Consider the following 19,869-nt stretch of genomic DNA (forward strand, 5'->3'; position numbering starts at 1 on the left):
ATGGCCCGTGCCTACAGTCACGATCTGCGCATTCGCGTCCTGGACGCAGTGGGCGCAGGTCTGTCCCGCCGGGCCGCGGCCCTGCGCTATCGGGTCGGTATCGCCACGGTGATCCGCTGGGCTGCGCACGCCACGAGGACAGGGGAGACGCGGGCTCAGCGTCAGGGCCGTCCACCTGGCTCCAAGCTCGACGAGCACGAAGCCTTCCTCTTCGCCCTCATCGATGAGAAAGACGACATCACGCTTGCCGAGATGCAGGAGCGCCTGCGTACCGAGCGCAGCGTCTCGGTCGGATTGGGTACGCTGTGGCGTTTCTTCGCCCGCCGGGCGGTGACATGGAAAAAAAGTCGGCGCATGCGACCGAACAGGATCGCCCCGACGTGGCCGCATCCCGTGAGGCGTGGTTTGCCGCGCAGCCTGACCTCGATCCCGAGCGCCTGATCTTCATCGATGAGACCGGCCTTTCCACCCGTATGGCGCGCCTGCGCGGTCGCTGTGCTCGCGGTCAGCGCCTACGCTCGGGCATCCCGCATGGCCACTGGCTGACGACGACGTTCGTTGCGGGCTTGCGCATGTCGGGGATGAGCGCGCCCATGGTGCTCGACGGGCCGATGACGCGAGACTGGTTCCTGGCCTATGTCGAGCAGGTGCTCGCCCCAACCCTCAGGCCCGGCGACACCGTCATCCTCGACAACCTCCCCGCCCACAAGGGCGCAGCAATCCAGGCCGCCGTCGAGGCCAGCGGCGCACGGCTTCGCTTCCTGCCGCCGTACTCGCCCGACTTCAATCCGATCGAGATGGCCTTCGCCAAGCTCAAGGCGCTGCTGCGCAAAGCGGCCGAGCGCACGGTCGATCGGCTCTGGACTGTCGTCGGCAATCTGCTCGACGCCTTCACCCCAACCGAGTGCGCAAACTACTTCGCTGCCGCCGGTTACGATCCGGAATAGGTGGAAACCGCTCTAGTCTCGGATCTGGAACTCAGGGCGTCGACCGAGAGCGCGGTGAGCGTCTGAAGGATCGGGATCTTGAACATGAGGAGCGAATCGTAGGGCGGGCGGCCGCCCTTCGATCCGTCGGACCGCTTCGGTGCTGTGGCCAGCTTCGGTCGGAACGCCTTGAAGTCGATCAGGGCCGCGAGTTTCACCAACGGATCGCCGTTCTCCGACAGACGCTGATAGCGCTCCTCCAGATCGAAGAACCCTGGCGGACCCATCCGAGCCGACCCAACGCCGACGGCATCAGGGAATTACAACACCGCCCCGCACGGAAGGGGGTATTTCGAGGTGTCCGACCGGGGGCGATGGAGAGAGATCGGTTCGGCTATAGCCGAATAGTCCAGACTAGGAGCAACAACGTCTAGCTTGTCATCGCTGATCCGAACCTGCGCAAGGTCGCTATGGAAAAAGCCGAATTTATAAGTCTAGCAGAACCAATCGCCGGGCAGGTCTTCACCGGCTTCAGGCCGACGGCTGATCTCGCGGCACAACAACCTCCCGGAGTGCGGCCGCTGCAGGGAGGCTAATGAAACCACAACAAAAAAGGTAAATACCAGACCGATCCCTACAGATCAAAGGCATACCGCAACTAACCCCGAATGTCGACGACATCCTAAGTTTTGAGCGACCGATTCTGCTTCTCAGATAGATCTGAGAAGCAGAAAAGATTAAAGACCCACGCTTCTCATTCAACGCCATATATAATGGGCAGGGAAGTTTGACGAGCTAATTAATAATTCTCGGCAGGCAAGCAAGCTTTGAGAATTGTAATCCCAAGATCTCTTCTTTAACAACGGAGACCCCAATATAATAAGATCAAATGGCTTATTGTACGGAGTATTAAATCTATGGTCATTTATCATGTCCAACTGCATCTCCGATGCTTCCTTGATATAGGCTCCCCAGTGAAATCCTGCTGCAGTCATTTTCGCGGTAAAGCCCATCTCATAAGATGTGACAACATCCATGAAGTCGTGCTTGTCTTCAACGTTACTCCAGAACCTATAGAATTCTGGGGAGTTAACAACATTTTTTTTAACTACCATAAAGTAACTCTGAATATGGGCTGGAATATTTCTATCTTTTAGGAAGACAGCTTCTGGCCTACCAGAGTTTTTCACCTCAGGGAAAGAAGTAACCCCCCAAAAATCGATGCTTGGTACAGACATTTGATCAAACATCGTCTCAAATGGAAATATAGGACCGTAACAACTATTGTTAACGAAGATAATCTCATCGTAACTTGAGACTTTCGTCCACCCAATTTGGTTCAAACAGTCCCTCCACGCCCCAAAGTCAAGACCGGCATTCGGTCTTATGAACACATCGTCTGCATATAAAAGTACCTTAGATTTTGATTCGGCGGATAAATCAGAATTGGAAGCTACACAGATATAAGCCGAGATGCGCTTAAGCTGCATGAGGAGATACAGATCAGCATCAGTGATGTGAACATCATTGGCATTGTAATGGACGAATAGTGTCAACCGTTTCGGCTGCGGGCAACAGTCAGATCTATCCAGAGAGAAACCATTGAGAATTTCCTTGGATTCATAGCCTGAAGCACTTGCAACGTATCCCCATAGCCTCTCTATGCAATGCGGCAAAGTCTTTTCGATCTGGCCCGCTTCAGTTTCAAAGTCGTCGATTTCCCAATTGTGCCTCAAAATCGGAATGATTGCCGGAACTCTAGCCCAGAACATATTTCCAGCCGGGAATTCAGGATCACTTGGAAGCAAAACGTTCAGTCTCAGGGTTTTTAAAATCTCATAGCATCGATCCTTTACTTCACCCCAGCTGACATGCGGAGATATCAGCGGATAAGTGGGCGGATACACCAAGCCAAGGGATTCATTCGTAGTAAATTCTGCGAAGATTCCCTTAATATTGTTTGTACTTCCGAGTAGATTGCTGACTAGATACTTACACCACCGATCCCCCCACTTAACCGTTGAAGATTTTTTCGTATGGAAATGGCCTATAACATCATATTCCAACAAATATTTCGACACAAACATGAGCATAGGACCAATATCTCGGCCAACATTAGGCGTCGTCAAAACCTTTAGTTGTTTTTGAATTCCCCTTGTACTGAATATTTCTGTTATGAATGCATTTTTTGCATCTGAATCGGTCGTAATAAACAAGTCAAAATTTGCATCAATTTGATTTAGTTGCTCCACAAAAAAATCGACTTGGTCTAAGAAGTATACATGCAGATGAACAGCAATCTTTGAGTTGAGATTAGTACTTATTTTTGCACTCGAGAACGTTGGCAAACTTTTAAGCTGCTCTCCAAAAATAGCCTTCGAGGTCGTATTCAGGTTCGCATAGCCCGTAGCCACATCAGGCTCGAGATAGGTGCCTTCCGCCCATTCATTCCAGGCGTTTATGAAGACAAACCGTTTATCATCATCGAAGGTAGACACTGTATAATCCACTACATACCGTAACCATTTATAGTAATAAGCAAGAGAGAAGCCAAACCAGATCGATTGCCCAGTCGCGCGACGTGCTGAATTATCCCATCCTAACGTAACCCCACGATAGAAGGGTATGTTAACGGGAATAGGGGCATAATCCTTCCCGGATACGATGTCGTCGACCAATCGACGATAATCGTAGAAGTTGCCCTCGGACTTTATACCGGCGAACTTTTGAATCATCCTATATTTTGGTACATGCCGACTATGCGGAACTACATGTGGAGGGAACTCCACCACAGCGTCAATCTCTGCATCGATTTGCTCGAAACTATAGTCAGACGGTTCGGTACGATTGCACCAGATCAGAAGATCTTCTCCAGTCTTTATCTTCCAAAATTGCCGCCAAGTAGCAAATACCCTACCTACCTCGGGGATCAAATGAGGTTTATAAACCATTATTACTGGTTTACCAGCCACACGAATGTATCTCTCGTCCAGCAAGTAGACTGATATATCTTTAATGAACTTGCTAGGGTCCTCGATGCTGTATTGCTGCTTTATAAGTACATTACTTTCTTGCCCATCCCATGTCTTCGTCCAATTTTCATTTGCCCAACATAAGCAAAATTTTATGTCTATATCTTTATTCGCCAATAATATATCTACTGGTTTTTCTAGCAGACGCTCCCCTGAAAACCAATAGTGATAGAAACAAAAACCGTATATTCCATGCTTACGGGCCTGTTCAGCCTGACGCTTGATTACCTCTGGATTACTCAAATCGTAGTAACCAATATCTAGATGTGGCTCTCGGGGCTGAAAGTGCCCCTCGAATCGAGCTTTAGACTTTTTCGTATTTGTCCATTCAGTAAATCCCTCGCCCCACCATTTATTATTATGTTCCGATACATGGAATTGTGGCAAGTAAAATGTAATTGCTTTTATTGTGGTAGATAAATTATCAAAATCTTTCTGGGGTTCATACCTAGCGTCATATGGGTCCGGAAAATCCTTCAGGCGAACGCTATGCTCGATTATTTGCGATCGGGTTGGCCCTGAACTATATCCGACTTGTTTTGCGTATTTCCGGTAGTGAGCGTACGAGCCAAGACCGCTTGCTGCTACATCTGGATATTCCTGTACGTACCATTTTGTTGCAAAAGCTGGCTTTCTTCCTTCTCCGCGTCCATTTGTAAGATAATGCTGGTATGGGTTAACACCCGCTTCTGCAATTTCTGGATATTCGTCGACATACCAACGCGCGTTGAAAGCTGGCAATCTTCCTTCATCTCTGCCAACTAAGTTATAATGTTCTTCCGGATTCAACCCGGACTCTTTTACATCATAATATTCAAGGTTGTACCAGAACTCGTGAAATGCAGGATGACGGCATTCATCACGACCATAACTTCTATAATGAACTAATGGATCTAATTCTGAGTTTGCAATGTCTGGGTACTCGCTCAAATACCAAACGGGGTCGAACTTTTTATGCCTGCCTTCAAATATACCGACTTTCTGATAATGATCGAAAGGTGACATTCCTGTAGTTGATACATCGGGGTACTCTTCGATATACCACATGGGATCGAACGTGGCATCATTGTCAATTTGGTAGGGTCTGTTCTGAGACACCCCGAAGCGGACATAGTGTAAGCCAGCGTCAATCCCCGAAGCCTTCACATCAGGATTAAGGAGAAAATACGTATTATAGTCAAAATTTGGAGGCAGATTTTCTTTTATATTGTATATTCTACCCTCTTTTGCGCCGTGTTCAACATAATGCCTATAGGGATCAGCACCTGCTTCTCTGACGTCTGGATTAAGTTGAAAATACTCTTCTGCCTCAAAATTAGCTGGAACTAATTTTTTGTATTTATTGAATATCATCTGGTCCCTCAAATCCTTGAGATTTCTGTTTATTTTGCTGAGATTACTATTATTTCTTGTAGATAATAGCGCAGTCTCAGGCTTTTGCTATGCTCATTCTCACCGTGCCAGGAGGGAGGCCTGATCTTCTTTGGCGAGCTTGAGCAGGTTCTGGCCGTAGGCGGTCTTGGAGAACAGGTTGCCGCGGGCGATGAGCTGGTCCTTGCCGATGAAGCCCTGCAGGTAGGCGATCTCCTCCAGGCAGGCCACCTGGAGGCCCTGGCGGTGCTGCAGGGTGCGCACGAACTCGGCCGCCTCCAGCAGGCTGTCATGCGTGCCGGTATCGAGCCAGGCATAGCCGCGGCTCATCCGCTCCACGTGGAGCTGGCCCCGCTCGAGATAGGCCTCGTTGATGCTGGTGATCTCGAGTTCGCCACGCGCCGAGGGCTTCACGGCGGCGGCGATGTCGAGGACCTGGTTGTCGTAGAAGTACAGCCCCGTCACCGCCCAGGGGCTCTCGGGCTCCGTCGGCTTCTCCACGAGCCGCAGGGGACGCCCCTCCGGGTCGAGGGTGACGACGCCGTAAGCCGCCGGATTGTCGACATGGTAGGCGAACACCGTGGCGCCGGTCGTCCGGGCGCGGGCGCTGCGCAGCAACTCGGTCATGCCCGAGCCGAAGAACAGGTTGTCGCCCAGCACCAGGGCGACGCTGTCGTCGCCGACGAACGCGCGCCCGATGAGGAAGGCCTGGGCCAGTCCTTCCGGCCGGGGCTGGACCGCGTAGCTGAAGGACAGGCCGAACTGCTCGCCGGTGCCGAACAGGCGCTTGTAGTTGTCGAGATGCTCGGGCGAGGAGATGATCAGGATCTCGCGGATGCCGGCCAGCATCAGCACGGAGACCGGATAGTAGATCATCGGCTTGTCGTAGACCGGCAGCAGCTGCTTGTTGATCGACAGGGTGGCCGGGTGCAGGCGCGTGCCCGTGCCGCCGGCCAGAACGATCCCCTTCATGCCCGCGTCTCCGTCTGTGTCCGTTCAGGGCCGACCAGTCGGTCGAGGATGGCGTCGACGGCCTCGGCCCAGGGTCGCGGCGTCAGGCCGTAGGCGGCCGTCAGGCTCGCCGTCGAGAGCACCGAGTTGGCCGGGCGCCGCGCCGGGGTCGGGAAGGCGGAGGTCGGGATCGCATCCACCGGCACGGAGCGCCCGCCGCGCCGGGCGTTGCCGGCGATGATGGCGCGGGCAAAGCCACACCAGGTCGTGGCCCCGGCATTGACGTAGTGATGCGTGCCCGTGGGCGCGGCCGGATCGGTGGCCAGCGCCTGGGCGACCACCGCGAGCCCCGCGGCGAGGTCGCCCGCGCTGGTCGGGCAGCCGTGCTGGTCGTCGACCACGCTCAGGCGCTCGCGCTCGGCGGCGAGGCGCAGCATCGTCTTGACGAAGTTGCCCCGGTGCGGGCTCACCACCCAGGCGGTGCGGATGATGGCGTGGCGCGGATTGGCCGCCCGCACGGCGATCTCGCCGGCCGCCTTGCTGGCCCCGTAGACGCTCTGCGGGTTCACGGCCGCGTCCGAGGGATAGGCGCCGGTGCCGGTGCCATCGAAGACGTAGTCGGTGGAGACGTGGACGAGCGGGATGCCGGCCCGGGCGGTGGCGGCGGCCAGGAGCGCCGGCGCCACCGCGTTCAGGGCCCAGGCCGCGGCGATCTCGCTCTCGGCCCGGTCGACGGCGGTGTAGGCGGCCGTGTTGACCACCGCCGCGTAGGGGCGCTGCGCCAGGGCGGCCTCGATCGCAGCCGCGTCGGTGACGTCGAGTTCGGTGCGGCTCGGGGCGTACAGGCGCACGCTCGGGTCCCAGAGGCCGGGCGCCTGCAGTTCGGTGCCGACCTGGCCGGCGCCGCCGAGGATCAGGATGTTCATGGATTCAGGCATGTTGACGGGGTCAGGCATCTGCCGGGCTCACCCGTGCCCGGCGGGCGATGCGCTCGCGCCGAGGCCGAGGCGCTCGCCGGTGTAGCGCCCCGCGCGGATCGGGCGCCACCAGGACTCGTTGGCCAGATACCAGCGCACGGTCTCCTCCAGCGCCTGCTCGAAGTCCTTGGTCGGGTGCCACCCCACCTCGGCCTCGGCCTTGGACGGGTCGATGGCGTAGCGCCGGTCGTGGCCGGGCCGATCGGTGACGGAGGTGATGAGCCGGTCGTGGGGCGCGTGCTCCGGGCGCAGGCGGTCGAAGGCGGCGCACAGCGCCTTGACCACGGCCAGGTTGTTGCGCACCGAGCGCCCGCCGAGCAGGTAGGTCTCGCCGAGCCGCCCCTTCTCGAGCACGGCCACGAGGCCGCGGGCATGGTCCTCGACATGGATCCAGTCGCGCTCGTTGAGGCCGTCGCCGTAGACCGGCAGCGGCTTGCCCTCGAGCGCGTTGAGGATCATCAGGGGGATGAGCTTCTCGGGGAAGTGGCGCGGGCCGTAATTGTTCGAGCAGTTGGTCACCAGCACCGGCAGGCCGTAGGTCTCGTGCCAGGCGCGGGCCAGGTGGTCGGAGGCGGCCTTGGAGGCCGAGTAGGGCGAGCGCGGATCGTAGCGGCTGTCTTCGGTGAAGAAGCCGTCCGGCGGCAGCGAGCCGTAGACCTCGTCGGTGGAGACGTGGAGGAAGCGGAACCCCGCCCTGGCCGTGCCCGAGAGCCCGTCCCAATGGCTGCGGGCGCCGTCGAGCATCACCTGGGTGCCGACCACGTTGGTGCGGATGAAGGCGCCCGGATCGGTGATCGAGCGGTCGACGTGGCTCTCGGCGGCCAGATGCATCACGGCCTCGGGCCGGAAATCGGCGTAGAGGGCGTGGACCGCCTTCGGGTCGCAGATGTCGGCTTCCACCAGGCGGTGGCGGGGATCGTCGGCCAGGGGCTGGAGCGAGATCGGGTTGGCCGCGTAGGTCAGCGCGTCCAGGGTGGCCACCTCGTGTCCGAGATCCTGCACCAGGTGCAGCACCAGGGCCGATCCGATGAAGCCGCAGCCGCCGGTTACCAGGATGCGCATGGGATGAACGGTCTCTCGTGAAATCGGGACGGGCGGACGATCGGGCGGTGCGGCGCTGTCGTCTCCGGCCGCGTCCCCCCCTGTACAGGCTTCAGAAAAGCGGCGGAAGATCGGCCAGCCGTGGGGCGATCCGGTCCTTGGCCGAGAGCTGCGCGTCGGCGTCCGTCACCGGCCAGTCGATGCCCAGCGCCGGATCGTTCCAGAGCAGGGCGCCGTCGTGCTCGGGGCTGTAGACCCCGCCGGCGACCTTGTAGGCCACCATGGTGTCGGGCTCCAGGGTGCAGAAGCCGTGCCCGAAGCCGACCGGAATGTAGAGCTGCTCGCCGCCCTCCGCATCGAGCCGCACGGCCACGTGGCGGCCGTAGGTGGGCGAGGCGCGCCGCAGGTCGACGGCCACATCCAGGATGGCGCCGGCCAGCACGCGGATCAGCTTGGCCTGGGCCATCGGAGGGCGCTGGAAGTGCAGGCCGCGCACGGTGCCCTGCGGGGCGGAGAAGGATTGGTTGTCCTGGATGAAGACGTCGTCGATGCCGCTCGCGGCCAGGATGTCCGCCCGGTAGGTCTCCGAGAACCAGCCCCGCGCATCGCCAAAGCGCGTCGGCACCACGCGCCGCACCGCAGGAATGGTCGTCTCGATCACGCGCATGCTCGGAGGACCTCGAAACCATAGCATCGATTTGTCCTAGGCAGGTCTTAGCTTGGCGCTGTCAAGGGTAAAGGAGAGATTTATGGACGCGCGGTACCGAACCTTGTTCAATCATAAGGTGCATTTAGTGAATGGGCGAGGAAGGGTTCTGGAGAAGCCAAATCGGGGATTCGGGCTCGATCAGCACTAAGCAGTTTGTTTGAGCTTACCAACGAACGCACGCGATGATTCGCTTGTCCCTGGATGGAGGCGAGGCGGATCATGGCGGGACGATCCAGAATGACGGCGACAGCTGAACCACGCGCGGAACTGAGAGTGCCGCCGAGCGGCGCGGACCGTCTGCAGGCGGAGCGGGCTCGGGCGTTCCTCCTGCCCCTGTCGGGCTGGACCAGCTCGCGCGTCGTAGAAGCGTTTGGGGTGCAGGAAAATACGGTGCGGTTCTGGCGCTGCGGCTTTCGGGCGAGCCGCCCGGACCAAGCGCAGCAACGACTTCATCAACCTGCTGGAGCAAGTCGACGGCCTCTATGGGCTCAGGCCCGGCCAGCCGTACAAGCGAGGGGTGAGGTCCTCGACAACGGCCCGATCCACACCAGCAAGCTCAGCCATGCCACGCTGGCAGCCCGCGTGTCGAAGAAGTCGGCCAACGGCGGGCAAACCGCACCGGGTTTCCAGGAGGCTCCTGATCCTGCGAGGATGGAGCTATGACGAAGCTCACCCCACCCTTTTCCTCTAAGGTCCGTGAGCGCGCCATGCGGATGGCGTCCGAGCATCAGGGCTATCACGACACCCAGTACGGAGCGATCCGCTCAATTGCGCCCAAGATCGGTTGCTCGGGAGAGACGCTGCGGTATTGGGTACGCTAGGCCGAGCGGGATCAAAGTCAGCGAGCTGGCCCGACGACGGCCGAGGGCGAGCGGATAAAGGCGCTGGAGCGGGAGAACCGTGAGCTCCGGCAAGCCAACGAAATTCTGAGAAAAGCATCGGCGTATTTTGCCCAGTCGGAGCTCGATCGCTCCTTCAGGCGATGATCGCGTTCATCGACGATCACCGCGGGGGCCAGCCAATCTGCAAGGTCCTGGCGATCACCCCGTCAACGTATCACGCCCATATCGTGCGCCGGGTTGATCCCGGCAGGCTGCCGGCCCGATTCAAGCGGGATGCGACGCTGATGACCGAGATTCGGCGCGTGTACGAGGCGAACTTCTGCGTCTACGGCGTGCGCAAGATCTGGGGGGCTTGACCATGAAGGGATCACTCCGGCCCGTTGCACCGTCGCACGGCTGATGCGAGCGATGGGTCTGCAAGGCGTAGTGCGAGGCAAGACGGTCCGGACGACGATCCCTGATCCGGCTGCGGCGTGCCCACTCAACCGGGCCAACCGGCAGTGTAAGGCCGCGTACCCGAACAGGCTGTGGGTCGCGGATTTTACCTACGTCGCCACCTGGGGCGACTTCGACAATGGAAGCTTTCCTGGTCGATGTCTTCGCTCGCCGGATCGTGGGCTGGCGCGTGTAGCGCTCGGCGCGGACGGACTTCGTCCTCGATGCCTTGGAGCAGGCTCTACATGAGCGCTGCCCCATCGCAGGCAGCGGTCTCTTCTGTCACTCCGACCGCGGATCGCAATACGTGAGCATCCGATACACCGAGCGCCGTGCTGAAGCGGGCATCGAACCCTCCGTCGGCAGCGTCGGCGACAGCTACGACTGTGAGAGTGTGAGCGTCGCCCGGAGGACCTGACCCTTGCTTACGATTGACCTTCGTGTCCTCGCATTGACGTGTCGGTTCTCCGGCAGAGACCGAGCCAGCTTCTCTGCCGAGAATGGTTTTTGCTCAGGGCTCCGTCGTACCCGGGTGGGTGGGCGCCCGCGTCCGTTCCAAGGTTTGGGCGGCAGCGGTGCCGTTCCGGGAGCCCACAGGCTCATGGAGGACTGAACACCCAGACTGTAGGGCAAGCCCAAAGCCGTCAGCGCCGTACGGACACCTCGAAGAACTACGCAGTTGCGAGGGTTGGCCGTCGATTTGACGCCCCTCGCAGCTTTGGCGAGATCGGACTGCCGTTCTGGCAGTCTGGTGGTGGCCGTGAACGGGCTCGGGGGTCATCCCGAAGTTGCCTCAGGCCGCCACCGGCCGGGCTTAGATCCAGAGGAAGCGCTTGAGGTTGTAGGCGAGGTTGGCGAGCCCGATCTTGGTCCGGGCTCGCGCCAAACCGATGGTGCGCACGAACAGACCGAAGCGGTGCTTCTGGCCGGCGAACACCGTCTCGATGGCCGAGCGGACCTTGGAGCGGGCGCGGTTGGCCTTGCGCTGCGCCGGCGTCAGATCGAGGCCAGGCTGCCGCCGGAAGTGGACCTTCGAGCGCCGGCCATTCTTGGCGAGATGCGCTTCGTTGGTCTTCGAGCGGTAGGCGGTGTCGGCCCAGACGGCGCTCGCCGTGTTGGTCGCGTCGAGGACGTTGGCCAGTTGTGCCCCGTCGTGGGCGGCCGCGCTGGTCACGGTGAAGCGGCGGACGAACCCGTGCTTGCGGTCGATCGAGACGTGGGTCTTGTAGCCGAACATCGGAACGGCGATCTCAACCTTGGCCTTGGTGCCGTCCGCCTTTGCGGGCCGCGCCTTGGCCCGCTTTAGGGTCCAGCGGGCATCGCGGTCTCATCTCGCGCGAGCTTTTTTGGTTTGGCCGCCCACGCGTCAGGGATCTTGCCCTCCCTGAGAGCCGCCTTCTCCGCATCGGTGTTGCGCTGACGCGGAGCCGCGATGATCGAGGCATCGATGATCTGCCCCGACATCGCGAGGTAACCCTTACCCTTCAACCAGGCGTCGAAGGCGGCAAACAGCTCCTCGATCGCGCCGGCCCGGGTCAGGTGCTCCCGGAACAGCCACACCGTCTTGGCGTCGGGCACGCCATCCTCGAAGCCGAGATCAAGGAAGCGCCTGAACGACAGCCGATCGCGGATCTGGAACTCGGTGGCGTCGTCCGACAGCGTGTAGAGCGTCTGAAGGACCAGGATCTTGAACATCAGGACCGGGTCGTAGGGCGGGCGGCCCCCCTTCGATCCGTCGGACCGCTTCAGTGCGGTGGCCAACTTCGGGCGGAAAGCCTCGAAGTCGATCAGGGCCGCGAGCTTCACCAGCGGGTCGCCGTTCTCCGACAGACGCTGATAGCGCTCATCCAGATCGAAGAACCCTGGCTGAACCATCCGAGCCTCCCCAACGTCGACACCGTCAGGGAATCACGACACCGCCCCGCACGGAAGGGGGTATTTCGAGGTGTCCGTACGGTAGGCCATGTCGATCCCGTATCCGGCATCTGCCAGAACGAGGCCGGGCGCCACCCCATCGGCCAAGGCTGCTCGGATCTGATCCAACGCGATCTCTGGCTTGGTCTGGAAGCCGATATCCTCGGGCACGCCGGCCTTGCTGCACCGCTCGGTATCCGGGGGGCACATAGCAAGGGCCCGAATACCCTCGCGCGATCATGCTCACGGGAAATCTCAGCTATTTTCCTGGAAAAATCACTATCATCTAACGCTCCAACCGCGCAGCCTTTGTGATTAGACATTAGCTGAGATAAAACTCAATTTCGATTCAACGATTAACTACTCTTCAAAATCGCCATGAACTCATACTGACTCCAAACCGTATCATACACTCTTTCAACAGATAAATCTATCAATTCGCGTTTTCTGAGCTCGTCTATGATGTACCGAAACGACTGAGGAGTAAATTGCCAGGCATGAACATCTATATAGCTGCCTCTCGCTTCATCAAAGATTTTTACGGCATGAGCAGCGCGCCGAGCAATATCAGATGCGTTTGGATCATCGTGCCAATTACTCCAATGCCCTATAGGATCACTATGCGTTGTAAGCGCATGGTGCTCGAAAACACTTGTCATAGTGTGCACCATTCTTCGTTCTTCAAATGCTTTTAGCACATTATCAAGACTACTTGCCTCAAGAAAGTGATCAAAACAATATCTTTTATCTGGTACTATAAGAAAATACCGGCCTCCTTCTTTTAGAATTCTAGAAACATTTACCAAGTGTCGGACTAGATCGGGCTGATGCTCAATACAATGGCTACTGAACACAGCATCAAATTCATTTTCTGGAACAATACTTAAATCTCCAACGCTTGATACATAATCTATATCAAAATCGGCCTGTATCGGGAACCCGATCTCCCTTGCTCGAGCTAGAAGGCCGCTCTTATCAAGCACATCAAAATACTTGATATTAGCTCCAGTCAGGACAGGCTTAGTGAACGGTCCGATCTCTAAAACATCAGCCTCAGTCGGTAATAATTTGACAAAGCCGCTACGATGCGCGGCGGGGCTAGCAAACCTACCTTCAGACCTGCCAAATTCTTCGAAATGATTTTTGATTTCTTCGTCTGTTAGATTTTTCAAATCTTCGTGCAAAAGCTTGTAAAAATCTATATCTAATTCAGGAGGGATGCAGCTACTATCTAGATGCCTTGATACAAGATGAAAAAGATTTGAGTTAGTTGTATAAGAGTACGGCATACGACCTCCCTAAGAACTCACACTGTACGGTTATTAATTTTACGACTTCTACTTGGCTGTCATAATTTGTTTAGCACGTTGCGCTTCAAAGAGGCAAGATCAAAGAAAAAAGCCAGAGGTCGACACAATAAAAACTGAACCAGCACCAGATGTATCATGTATAAAATATTAAACAGCGCCATTATTCAATTTGAAACAATTATAAATATAATATATTCTGATAATTTTACTGAATAAATTAGTAAAATATCTAATTTTGTTCAATTAATTCCGAAAAACGCCGTAAAGCAACCTTTCGCCGCGACAATGCTCGAGCTTCATATCTGTCTATTCGCTCAAGCTGAACAAATATCACTGGCGATAACTCGCCTAACAACTTTTGTCCCACTTCGACTCGCGATAACCTATCCGCGGCGGCAGTTCTCAACATCGCAGTCTTGTATGATTGTACCCGCTGAAGGTAAATCTGCGCCTCAGCGACAGTACGAGCGGCAGATAGGATACCAATATTGTCGCCGTAGTCTCCAGCAATGAGCACAGCAAGACGCTCTGTCTCCACTCCTAACTGTGAATTAGGATAGATAATCGAGAGGCCGTGCTTACGTGCATTCTGCTTTGATCGCGCCTTACCTTCGGATGTACGAGGCCCAGTACTACTCATAGAATTATTTCGATTGGCAAAATTGGAACGCTCAGATGTCACTATTACCTCTAAAATTGAAGAGCACGAATTAGCGTTCGTCGGCACCCTCGACGCAAAGGACGTCGGCTGCAACTTTCTGGGCAAGCAGGCCGAACCTTTGTCGCTTGCGCTCGATTTCGCGCAACAGTGCATCTCGCCGTTGATCGGCCAGAAAAGTCATTCGATCAATGCGTTCGAGTGAAGGTAGATTTAAAAGAAAGCCGTGAGCTGCGACGTTTTCTGCCGTAAGGCCACGGTCTTCAAGAAGGTCCTCGACTTGAGCCCGTTGCTCCGCTTGGCCAGCCATCCAGCCTGAGGCAAGGCTATCAGCCGATGGCGCCACGAATTGGTTCAATCCCATGGGATCTGCGTTCTGAAGGGCAGGCCGGATCAAATCCTCGGCTGCCTGCAACTGAGCTTGGACCAAAATTTGCCTCCGCCAGCGCCGGATCCGATTGGCCTCCCAGATCAGGTCAGTGATGTTTTTGACCCAAAGTGCCTCGATAACGTCAGCAGGGCGGATCTGATCAACGATGCTGCGAAGGAGGGTCTCGTACTGATCTGCATCTTCGCCTGGCAGTAGGGGAGGGTCGCTGAACAGAAAGTCGAGGTGAGCCGGGATCGCAGGTAGGACGTCTCCTGAAGTCGATGCATCGCCTTGGCTCAGGCTGGCCAGTTTGCCCTTCGCTGTCCCTCGGGTCGCCATTTGATCCACCGCTCCTGCCTCGATCTCTTTATCCGAAAGGATCCCCCGAGGACAAAGGCGTTCCGCCTCATTGGTCACGGCGTCCACCACGAACGGCTTTGCGGCAGATGCTTGAGCCTGTTCGCTCCCCGGTTCAGACTCGACATACACAGAAGGGCGACGAGACCGTGTATGCTCCTCCCGACGGACAACCGTTCCATCGACCTTGCGCTTGAGAGCAGAAGCCCGTGATCCGGGCATCGGACGCGTGGTGACATCTGCACCCAAATGCTGGAGCTTTTGTCGTTTTGCTTCGGCAGCCCGCGCGTGATCATCACGCGTTTTCTCACGCCCACACGCCTCATGTGCCGGCCCAAGATTGTGGAGCTCATCTGGACCACCGAGTTCGAGGGCTCGAATGTGCTCGACAATCCAGCGGTCTCGCACACCGTCGATGCGGCGATCGCAAACCACGCAGGTTCCGCCCGTCCGCTCCCACGCTTGCAGCCGACGGCGGCTCGACAACGCCCCGCGTCGCGTTGTGCCAACGTCCTCAAGCGCGACGTACGGCATCAAAGCGCTCATTTTTCAGAGTCGGACGGTCCGCAAGCGCCTTCAGTGCCTGATAGGATAGGTGCTCCCAGTCGCAGAGAAGTTGCTCATAGCGTTCGATCAACGCTCTGAGCTGTTCGTCCTCCTCACGGGCTACGAGCTTCACCTGGAGCCCCAAAGAAGCCACCGTCGGACGTGCGGGATCGGCCGCGCTCCGGCGCGGTTTGCTGTGGGGCATGGTAAGCCTCCGTCTAAGTTGGGTTGGTGAGAAGATCAGGCGGCCGCGACAGGTGGACAGCGGCAGGCGTTGCGTTCAATTACCGATCACGCTTGTGGCAACGGTCCTGCTCTGAACGTAGCGTCAGGGACCCGATCTGGTGGGATGGGCCGCGGGAGAGATTTGCGGCTCAACGCCATCCGCGGCGATTGCTTGGATGATGCATCCGCAGCCTGTAGAGCTGAAACCGGTCGTGTTGCCGGAAGCGCCGGATTAGGTCCGATACGGCCCGACGTCTCATTGATGGTCACCACCCGACGGCTCGCATTCCATCCGACCGTTACGCGAGCCGCCTTGGCGGCCCGCCACGTTCCCTGCAGAGCCGCTGACAGACAAATCCGCCAGGCTTCGCCAGTTGCTGCGCGGCGAGCTTTCGCAGCAGCTACAGCAAGGAGCATGATCGCTCTGCGGTCGTAAGTTGCAGAAACCAGGAGAGGACAAACGCCAGCTGATGACTGTGCCCGACGAAAGGCTAGATCGGCGAACGCTCGTTGCCGCAATGCTGCATGTCGATCTTCAGGAGCGAAATGGATGCGGTCCGCTCGGATATCGCGTATGGCAGCTGTCCAAGAAATCAATCGCCGACGCATCGACTGCACTCATTTGGGGAAACATAACCATATTAGTGCTATCTATAAGGCGTTAAGTCAACCTAAAAAAGTCATGTTGCGCAAAAATGGCAATTTCTCGGGAGCAGTGTCGCGCGGCGAGGGCCCTTCTGGAGTGGACGCAAGATCGCCTCGCTGAAGCGTCATCGGTTTCGAAAAAAACTCTGGTAGATTTCGAAGCCGGCAAGCGAACTCCATATGACCGGACGCTCGCCGACGTTGTTCGCGCTTTCGACGAAGCAGGTATCGACTTTATTCCAGAGAACGGAGGAGGTGTTGGTGTCCGCTTTCGTGAAAAGCGAAAGACCAAGTAACATCCGCCGTCTTCTATATAACTATTATTATACAATGAATATATTGCTCGACATTACCCACAATTTCTTGTAATCAAGCTGATAAATACTGCACCGTGAAACTGGAAACATCCGCGGCATTATGGCCAAAGACTGGTATGGTTATAATTTGGTCCCTTGCAGAACTGAGCGGCCCGTGCTCGCTTTCGATTTTATTGCATAGTTCATCAATTCTGACGCTGTCATCCTCGCCGTTTAGGCAACGTATGATGAACCAGCGGCCCTGCGAACGTATTGTGTGTTCTAGTCGTTGGACGCGGCGCTCCAATCCAATTCGACCGTTCATTGGGCCTGCTGAGCCTCAAGATTGGCTACTCGTATAGCGAGATCGCCATCTCGTAATGCCTCAGCATGGACAGCAACGAGGCCGGAAAGTTCCTTTGCTTCCGGAAAGGTAATAACTCCGGCTGCTGCAGCCTCTAGGATACCCAATGTTGCCTTCGAAAGATCCTCCATCTTGGTGATCTCCGGCAGCATAAATTCCGCAGTTCGCATTCGCCATGCCGAGAGCTGATCCAAACAGTACCGCATCATCGTAGAGTTACCGCCAAGCGCCATTGCAACGGCCTTTTGCATCAACGCGCTCTCGGCAGCCTCCAGGATATTATCACCAGCACCCTTTGAGGGTTTCTGCCTTACGTCCGCCTCGGTGAGACAAGCAGCCGGCTTCGAAAGCCATGTTCTTGGTGAGGTTTTTTCGGGCGGCACTGCCGCCGCCACTCGCATCGTGCGTGGCATAAAAATTCTCGGGTCAGCTGTCAGTCTGGTTGGTCAACCAGCTTCTGAACTCAGCGCTGTTAAGAACTAACGTCCAGACCGGACGTGGCGTTGGCAACATGTACACTGTCACCATCTCGTATAGGTGGTTCGAAGGCAAGAACGAATTAGCAACATTACCGGCTAGTTCTCACAAAGAGCAGAGCTGCCGATGTGCCAGCTGCAACGACGGAATTCCCGATGTCTCGTACGCCTGCGGTGAAGGCCGCGGTCGTGCTTCCAACCGGTTGTCAGGCGGCGATCTGCCGGGGTTGAGGCTGGGTCCAGCACCACAACCCTGCAAACTCCGGTCATCATCGGGCGTCGTCGACCTTCAGCGGTGCCGGCAGCCTTCTTGCCTGACCCACAATTTGGTCCAAGTGCCCAGCTATGGTGTTCAGTGCACGCCAATCAGGACCGGACATGCTGCCACCGACGTCACCCATCTCCACCAAACGGAGCGACTTGGCGGTGTACGCGGAGGTCATTCGCGCCCTGATGCTGCGAGACATGCGCACGCGGTTCGGCGCGTCCTACTGGGGCTACGTCGTCGTGGTTCTGTGGCCCGTAGCGCACATCTTTCTGATGGTTACGATCATGTTGTTCCGCAACATGCCATCTCCAATGGGCAACAACCCTATCCTGTTCGTTGCGACGGGCGCCGTTCCAGCTTTGGTTTTTCAGTACACATCTCGCGAAGCAATGAAAGCTATTCTTGTCAATAGACCGCTGATGTACTACCCGCAGGTAAAATCCTTCGACATCATGATCGCGCGTTTCATCGTTGAAACTGTGAAAGGCTTCCAGGGCCTGCTGATCATCATCGGGATACTTTTGCTGCTGGGTGTCGACCCTATGCCAGAAGATCCGGCTCGAGCAATCGAAGGCTATCTCATGGCCCTTCTCCTGGGACTTGGTATGGGCGCCATCAACATCGGCATCATGTCATTTTTTCCCGGATGGCTTTGGGGATATATTGTCTTAAGTATTCTATTATACATGACATCCGGCGTTTTTTTCTTACCACATATGCTTCCATCCGAAATTTATGACCTCCTAAAGTGGAATCCGGTGGTCCAGATCATCGAGTGGGTCCGGCTCGCCTACAATCCTTCGCTCGGAATCACGGTCGATTATTTCTACGTCATGGCTTGGGGCTCGGGATCTCTCTGCCTTGGCTTGCTCATGGAACGCACCGTCGTCCGTCGATTCCAGTAATTCGGCCGGTTGCTGCAAACGGATCATGGTGCGGCTGAGCATCCGGCGGTGCGCCTGGATCGCACGGCGCGGCCTTCCAAGGCCGACGCGCGCAACCTCTGCAACCTATCGGACCTGGGCGCCGAGGGTGCGGCGGGTGACGATTAGCGACAGGAGGATGTTCAGCGTCGCGATCGCCAGAAGAATCCCCAACCGGAGATCGAGTCCGAACTAAGCAGAGAGGGCACCGTCATCCCGCCGCTTGACACGTCAGCCGCGCCTATCCCGGTCGCCGACTTCCTGGCGGGGCTGCGCACGGCTTGCCGGATGGGTGAGGTTCAACCGACGGCACAGCCCGCGCTGAAGCCGAAGCGCGGACGCCGTCGCCCGGATCCTCTCATCGCAGTCACCGACGACCTGCGATCCTGGTTCGAGGCGGATCCTACGCAAACCGGAGGACAGCTACTCCTGCGCCTCCAGACATCCGATCCCGACCGCTACCCGGACGCGCTGCTCCGAAGTTCGCTTCCAGTCTTGAGCATTACGCATACGGCGACGTTCGCCTGCCCAACGATCAAAAACCTCACACCTTGAGCTTGGCGAGCCAATGACGCGCGGCTTACGCAACTTTTTAAAGGCCTCCACAATTGATTAATAATAAAACCGTAAAAAAGGAGCATCATCTATCATCAGAAAACCACATGTAACTACTAACGTAGATCCGTAGTAAAGATTTTTGATTGTAGTAATTCGCAGCGATATTTTTTGTATTCGAGCTCTAGGTATTTTCTACCCAGCGCAAGTTTTGACACGTTTCCTGATTGTTAAAGCGACTATCAGATAAATATTTATTGTTTATGATTTACAAAATTTATCGTATTTAAGCTTCGGTACAATCGCGACTTACGATTGGCACAAAACAACCTCAAATTTAGGTATTTCTATATTCCGCACACGGGACGCCTGCGTTTTCTTTTTGCCAGTCAGATTTCATAGAGGCGCACAGAGGACCGTTTTGGCAGAACGAACCCAATTGAGGACGGAATGGTGGGTCTCGCAACCCGATGCAGCGCGACGCCAAACGCAGACGGACTTTTCCCAGCTGTGTGAAGCCGTTCGTTGCCGAATGTCACAGGCAATGACCGCGTCCGGCGCGACCCGGTAGGAGACTGGGGTCGCAGCCGGTCCTGCGGCTTACCGAACAAAAAATCGATAGTCCTGCACTGGAGCCGATCGGTCGGAGGTTTTCTGGTGAGGGGCTCCCCGCCTCCG

General features: G+C 56.7%; 14 protein-coding genes, 4 pseudogenes and 1 other annotated feature. Of the genes and pseudogenes, 5 read left to right on the plus strand and 13 right to left on the minus strand.

Going from position 1 to position 19,869, the window contains the following annotated elements; genetic code table 11:
• Positions 1–947, plus strand: a protein-coding gene (locus ACV7NL_RS14575) for an IS630 family transposase (protein ID WP_156633997.1) whose coding sequence is annotated in 2 segments (ribosomal slippage) — positions 1–340 and positions 340–947 — 948 coding nt in all. Because the reading frame shifts where the segments join, the coding sequence is not laid out codon by codon here.
• On the opposite strand, the gene ACV7NL_RS14580 is transcribed toward ACV7NL_RS14575, so the two are convergent.
• The 6 genes from ACV7NL_RS14580 to rfbC all read right to left on the minus strand — a co-directional run bounded on the left by ACV7NL_RS14580 (position 932) and on the right by rfbC (position 8,965).
• Positions 932–1,213, minus strand: a complete 282-nt coding sequence (locus ACV7NL_RS14580) for a hypothetical protein (protein WP_463356031.1) — start codon at positions 1,211–1,213, stop codon at positions 932–934. The two genes, ACV7NL_RS14575 and ACV7NL_RS14580, sit on opposite strands and share 16 nt — an antisense overlap.
• A gap of 471 nt (positions 1,214–1,684) precedes the next feature.
• A complete protein-coding gene (locus ACV7NL_RS14585; protein WP_463356032.1) occupies positions 1,685–5,311 on the minus strand; it encodes a glycoside hydrolase family 99-like domain-containing protein in 3,627 nt (1,208 codons plus the stop codon).
• A gap of 99 nt (positions 5,312–5,410) precedes the next feature.
• On the minus strand, positions 5,411–6,301 hold the full coding sequence (gene rfbA / locus ACV7NL_RS14590) for a glucose-1-phosphate thymidylyltransferase RfbA (RefSeq protein ID WP_463356033.1): 891 nt from the start codon (positions 6,299–6,301) through the stop codon (positions 5,411–5,413).
• A complete protein-coding gene (gene rfbD, locus ACV7NL_RS14595; RefSeq protein WP_463357135.1) occupies positions 6,298–7,206 on the minus strand; it encodes a dTDP-4-dehydrorhamnose reductase in 909 nt (302 codons plus the stop codon). Before rfbD ends, rfbA begins: the two co-directional genes overlap by 4 nt.
• A 39-nt stretch (positions 7,207–7,245) precedes the next feature.
• Complete coding sequence (gene rfbB / locus ACV7NL_RS14600) at positions 7,246–8,319, minus strand: dTDP-glucose 4,6-dehydratase (RefSeq protein WP_463356034.1); 1,074 nt, start codon at positions 8,317–8,319, stop codon at positions 7,246–7,248.
• Positions 8,320–8,410: 91 nt separating this feature from the next.
• On the minus strand, positions 8,411–8,965 hold the full coding sequence (rfbC, locus tag ACV7NL_RS14605) for a dTDP-4-dehydrorhamnose 3,5-epimerase (RefSeq protein ID WP_463356035.1): 555 nt from the start codon (positions 8,963–8,965) through the stop codon (positions 8,411–8,413).
• Between the two features lie 279 nt (positions 8,966–9,244).
• On the opposite strand from rfbC, the gene ACV7NL_RS14610 reads away from it, so the two are divergent.
• Complete coding sequence (locus ACV7NL_RS14610) at positions 9,245–9,670, plus strand: helix-turn-helix domain-containing protein (protein ID WP_463356036.1); 426 nt, start codon at positions 9,245–9,247, stop codon at positions 9,668–9,670.
• Positions 9,667–10,669 (plus strand): annotated as a pseudogene (locus tag ACV7NL_RS14615) (IS3 family transposase); the annotation flags it as partial. The gene ACV7NL_RS14610 and the pseudogene ACV7NL_RS14615, both read left to right, overlap by 4 nt.
• Positions 9,948–10,055, plus strand: a sequence feature (AL1L pseudoknot). (Overlaps the previous pseudogene by 108 nt.)
• A gap of 53 nt (positions 10,670–10,722) precedes the next feature.
• On the opposite strand, the pseudogene ACV7NL_RS14620 reads toward ACV7NL_RS14615, so the two are convergent.
• The 6 genes and pseudogenes from ACV7NL_RS14620 to ACV7NL_RS14645 form a co-directional block, all read right to left on the minus strand.
• Positions 10,723–10,941 (minus strand): annotated as a pseudogene (locus tag ACV7NL_RS14620) (transposase); the annotation flags it as partial.
• 157 nt (positions 10,942–11,098) lie between these two features.
• Positions 11,099–12,159: pseudogene (locus ACV7NL_RS14625) on the minus strand (IS5 family transposase).
• Positions 12,160–12,234: 75 nt separating this feature from the next.
• Positions 12,235–12,396: pseudogene (locus ACV7NL_RS14630) on the minus strand (transposase); the annotation flags it as partial.
• Between the two features lie 158 nt (positions 12,397–12,554).
• Positions 12,555–13,487, minus strand: a complete 933-nt coding sequence (locus ACV7NL_RS14635) for a methyltransferase domain-containing protein (protein WP_082503707.1) — start codon at positions 13,485–13,487, stop codon at positions 12,555–12,557.
• A 731-nt stretch (positions 13,488–14,218) separates the two neighbouring features.
• Positions 14,219–15,427, minus strand: coding sequence for an HNH endonuclease signature motif containing protein (locus ACV7NL_RS14640; protein WP_463356037.1), 1,209 nt, complete (start codon positions 15,425–15,427; stop codon positions 14,219–14,221).
• Positions 15,408–15,644 (minus strand): hypothetical protein, encoded by a 237-nt coding sequence (locus tag ACV7NL_RS14645; RefSeq protein WP_463356038.1) that lies wholly within the window; start codon positions 15,642–15,644, stop codon positions 15,408–15,410. The genes ACV7NL_RS14640 and ACV7NL_RS14645 overlap by 20 nt, the downstream gene beginning before the upstream one ends.
• Positions 15,645–16,359: 715 nt before the next feature.
• Here ACV7NL_RS14645 and ACV7NL_RS14650 point away from each other — a divergent pair.
• On the plus strand, positions 16,360–16,605 hold the full coding sequence (locus tag ACV7NL_RS14650) for a helix-turn-helix transcriptional regulator (RefSeq protein ID WP_082503705.1): 246 nt from the start codon (positions 16,360–16,362) through the stop codon (positions 16,603–16,605).
• Between the two features lie 321 nt (positions 16,606–16,926).
• On the opposite strand, the gene ACV7NL_RS14655 is transcribed toward ACV7NL_RS14650, so the two are convergent.
• Positions 16,927–17,382: a hypothetical protein gene (locus ACV7NL_RS14655; protein ID WP_156375976.1), complete on the minus strand. Its 456-nt coding sequence runs from the start codon at positions 17,380–17,382 to the stop codon at positions 16,927–16,929.
• Between the two features lie 441 nt (positions 17,383–17,823).
• On the opposite strand from ACV7NL_RS14655, the gene ACV7NL_RS14660 reads away from it, so the two are divergent.
• The gene (locus ACV7NL_RS14660) at positions 17,824–18,618 is read left to right on the plus strand and encodes an ABC transporter permease (RefSeq protein WP_463356039.1); all 795 of its coding nucleotides are present in this window, start codon (positions 17,824–17,826) and stop codon (positions 18,616–18,618) included.
• Positions 18,619–19,869: the final 1,251 nt, after the last annotated feature.

This window comes from Methylobacterium sp. Ger2507 (assembly GCF_055231875.1).